The 4,080-nt window shown below is 69.1% G+C and carries 4 protein-coding genes; all 4 read right to left on the reverse strand.

Annotated features, from left to right (window positions below; translation table 11 throughout):
* Nucleotides 1-920 (reverse strand): M16 family metallopeptidase (locus WBA11_RS16875; RefSeq protein WP_424521812.1); only part of this gene is annotated, 920 nt, incomplete at its 3' end.
* A gap of 764 nt (nt 921-1,684) precedes the next feature.
* Nucleotides 1,685-1,843, reverse strand: coding sequence for a hypothetical protein (locus WBA11_RS16880; protein WP_424521813.1), 159 nt, complete (start codon nt 1,841-1,843; stop codon nt 1,685-1,687).
* Between the two features lie 93 nt (nt 1,844-1,936).
* Nucleotides 1,937-3,892 (reverse strand): serine hydrolase, encoded by a 1,956-nt coding sequence (locus WBA11_RS16885; protein WP_424521814.1) that lies wholly within the window; start codon nt 3,890-3,892, stop codon nt 1,937-1,939.
* 2 nt (nt 3,893-3,894) lie between these two features.
* Nucleotides 3,895-4,080, reverse strand: a 186-nt coding sequence (locus tag WBA11_RS16890; protein WP_424521815.1) for a hypothetical protein, incomplete at its 5' end; no start/stop codon positions are given.

Here is a 4,080-nt window from a genome sequence, read left to right on the forward strand (position 1 = left end):
GGCTCGACGGTGCGGACCGGCGGCGGCGGGTCGCCGGCCGGGATCGGCCCGAAGTAGCGCTCGGCCCACTGCCGCGCCTGCACCGGGTCGATGTCGCCGACGACGACCGAGACCAGGTTGTTGGGCACGTAGTAGGTCTCGTAGAAGGCGAGCGCCTCGGTCCGCGAGATCGTCTCGAGGTCGGCCATGTGGCCGACGACCGGGCGGCCGTACGGGTGCGCCTTAAAGGCGATCGTAAAGAACTCCTCCAAGAGCCGGCCGATCGGGTTCGACTCGGTCCGCAGGCGGCGCTCCTCTTGAACGACGTCGCGCTCCTGGTAGAACTCGCGCAGGACCGGGTTTAGGAAACGGTCGGCCTCGAGGGCGAACCACAGCTCGGCCTTGTTGGACGGGAGCGAGAAGAAGTAGTCCGTCTTGTCGAAGTTGGTCGTCGCGTTGAGGCCGGTGGCGCCCTCGCGGCTGATGATCTGGTCGAACTCGTTGTCCGTGGTCAGGTCCTTGGCGGCGTCGCGGGCGGCGATGAACGCGGCCTCCAGTCTCTCAAGCTCAGTTTCAGAGGCGCCGCCCAAGCGGGCGTCGCGGAAGGCGAGGTAGGCCTCCTCCTCGGCCTCGAGGGCGGCGAGCTCGGCCTCGAGGTCGGTCGTGCCGATGGTGGTGGTGCCCTTGAACGCCATGTGCTCGAACATGTGGGCGATCCCCGTCTGCCCGACGGGCTCGTCGACGGAGCCGACGTCGGCGACGGTGTAGAACGAGACGACGGGCGCGTCGCGGCGCTCGACGATGACGAACGTCATGCCGTTGTCGAGCGTGAACTCGGTGACGTTCGGCTCGAAGGTGTCGAGAAGGCTCTGGGCGCTCGCCGTGGGTGCAAGAAGCAGGGCGAGGCCGAGAGCGGCGGAGGTTAAGAAGCCTAGGCGCATCGTGGAGTCAAGGAGTGGGGAGGACGCGCGTCCTCGAGGTCGGTGTCGCAGACGTGGAGACTACGGAAGGGTTGCGCGGTGAGCAATGGAAACGGGTGAGGACATGTGTGCCTAGAAAGCGTCGTCCTCGAGAAGGCGGCGCCCTCGAGATAACAGACCCACATCCGCGTCATCCCCGCGCAGGCGGGGACCCAGGATGTGCGAAGCTCCCATGCCTTACCGCTCGGCTCTGACGTCCGAACGTGCGTCGGTTCACCCTCGAGGTCGGTTCACCCTCGAGGTCGGTTCACCCTCGAGGTCGGTTCACCCTCGAGGTCGGCACTCTGGACTGGCTGCGCCGTCGCTTCGCGGTCGCGGGAACGACGTTGGGCCGTGGTTACGAGGCCAGCAAACGCCCCCGAAGCCAAACGCCGTCCTCGAGGACGGAACGGCCGACGTCGAGCGCCAGACGGGCGCCCGGGTTACCCCATCGTTCGGGGCCGCTCTCACTGGGTTCGTCGCTGAGGCGAGCCTGGTCGAGGCGGCCGATCTCGCGGCCGATCCCCGCGTCTCACCAGACCTCACGCGCCCGTCCCGAGCGTTCGGGGCGGCACGCGGCGGTGTACAGGGGCGGGGTCGTGCGTCGCCACGGCTACTCTTCCAACCCCGGGGACCGTCCCCGCGGGAGGCGCGGGCGCCTCGTCGTCAGAGACGTTCGAGCTCGACGGCGCGTGCTCAGCGCCTTCCGCGCAGGGACCGTTTGGCCGTCCTCGAGGACGAGGGATTTAGTTCTGGGTCATGACGGTCTCGGCGAGCAGCGGCAGGTAGCGCCCGTACAGTTCGCCGACCGCCTCCGGCCCATCCCTGTTCTCGGCAAGCTGCGTGAGAAAGCGGGCCTCACTCGGGCTCGTCTCCCACGTCAGCTCTTCCGTGTCGTCGCCCACCCCAGAGAGCCGATCTCATCTCGGTCGACGTGCGTCTCGCCGAGCCCACGTCCTCGAGGGGCACTCCCATCGAGGACGCGGCGGTCGTCGTCTCTAGTCGACGCGCTCGAACGCGACGCCGCGCACACGCCCTGCGTTGTCCGCGCTAAAGCCCGTGACCGCGCCCTCGTCGTCCCGCTCGAAGGCGACGCCTGTGACACGGGTGCCACCGGTGAACGCGTCGCCGTTGGCGTGCGAGAGGGTCACCGGCTCCCGCATCCGCCGCGTGCTCAGCGAGAGCGCGCCGTCCTCGAGGGCGATCGTGTAGAACGTCTCGATCTCGTCGCTGTAGTACCGGCCGACGTAGTCCGCGAGCGGGGCGGCCTCCGCCGAGACCTCGACGCGGCGACCGGTGAACCCAGGGCCTTGGTGGAGGGTCATGGTCTCGACCGAACCGTCGGCCTCGACGTCGAACGAGAGTTCGGCACCCACGATGGGGATGAAGAACCGGGCGGGGCCGATCGGCACGATCTCTGCCTCGGGCTGGCCCGTCGGCTCGGCGTAGTAGCGGTCGCCCTCGCGGCGGAAGGTGACGTTGAGGCCCACCTGCTCTACCTCGTAGGTGCCCGCGAACGCGTCGAAGGACTCGGGGTCGAAGTCGGCCGGGTCGAAGTCGCCGGCGTCCGTTTCTTCCTCGGGCGCCAGGTGCTCGGCGAAGAACGCCTGCGCGATGTCGGTCACGGAGCCCGGACCCGACGGTGAGTTGGTGTGGATCACCACCCCAGACTCGATCTCGGGGAAGTACCAGAACAGCGAGCGGTGCGCGGTGTCGGCTCCACCGTGCTGGAGGCGTTCGAGCCCACGCCACTCGTCGAGGAACAGGCCCAAGCCGTAGTCCGTCGAGTCGCCGTCGGCCAGGACGTAGGAGGTGGTCAGCTCGCGGATCGCGTCCGGCCCGCCAACGGTCGCGGTGCGGTAGTTGTCCATCCACTTCGCCAGGTCGCGGGCGGTCGTGTAGACGGCGCTCGCGCCGAGCCCGGCGCCCAGGTCGCGCGCTTCTCGCCAGCCGCCGTCCTCGGACGCGAGGTAGCCTTGGGCGCGGCCGGGGATGATCGTCGTGGGGTCGGCCCGGACCGTGCTGTTCGTCATGCCGAGCGGCTCGAAGATGGCCTCTCGGACGAAGTCCGGGAAGCTCTGCCCGCTCACGCGCTCCACGATCTGCGCGGCCAGCCCGTAGCCGGTGTTGTTGTAGTTGAACACGGTGCCCGGCGCGTCCTGCAACTCGGGCTGCCGCTGTACGATCTCGACGAGTTGCTCCGGCCGGGTCTCGTCCTCGAATCCCTGGCCGGTCATGCCCAGCAGATTGAGGAACTCGCGGTAGCCGCTCGTGTGGGTGAGCAGGTTGCGGATCGTCACGGTCTGCCCGAAGTCTTTCAGCTCGGGGATGTGCTCGCGCACGTCGTCGTCGAGGTCGAGGTCGCCGCGTTGGGCCAGGAGCAAAACGGCCATCGCAGTGAACTGCTTGGACGTGGAGCCGATGTTCGTCGGCGTGTCGAGCGTGTAGGGGACGCCGTGCGTCAGGTTGGCCTGCCCGAACGTCTCGCCGAACACGACCTCGCCCCGTCGCAGAACGGCAACGACCGCGCCGGGCGAGTCGTCGCGGTCGAGGGCGGCGAACTGCTGCCGGACGATGCCTTGGGGCGTCGTCGCGGCGGCCTCGACGCGGTCGAGCGTGATGCTGTACGCGCCCGTCGCGCCCAGGAAGGGCGTCACCGTGACGGTGTAGTCGCCGGCGGCGTCGGTCGTGAACTGGAACAGCTCGGGGCCGCGCGCCGGGTCGTCGAACGCGCGGAGTTGCGTGCCGTCCGGCCCGGCGACGGTGACGACGACGTCGACGGTGTGCTGGAAGGCGTGGCCGAGCACGAACTGGTCCGCCTCAAGGGCGAGCGTGTAGGTGTCGGAGCCGTCGGCTTCGAGGTTGCCGTCGAGGGGTTGGCCGGGCACGAGCGCCGTTTGTGCGACGGCGGGCAGGGCCAGGGCGAGGAGTCCGAGGAGGAGGAGGCGATGCATGACTACGGGGTGTTGAATGATGGAGTCGATGACGGAGGCCGGCTCGGTTCTCTGTCCTCGCGAGGAGCGCGGCGACCTCGGCGCTCGGGATTGCGCCACTGGCGGACGCGCTCCGCCAGTCCGGCGCGCGGCGCCAGTGGCTCGGGCCAGACCGATGCGCTCGACGACCGAGCTCGCCTGAGCTCGGT

The organism is Rubrivirga sp. (assembly GCF_049648075.1).
GTDB lineage: Bacteria > Bacteroidota > Rhodothermia > Rhodothermales > Rubricoccaceae > Rubrivirga.

What these genes read in the sequence shown, in the direction of transcription:
- WBA11_RS16885 (WP_424521814.1), bottom strand. Translation starts at nt 3,892, where the DNA reads ATGCATCGCCTCCTCCTCCTCGGACTCCTCGCCCTGGCCCTGCCCGCC.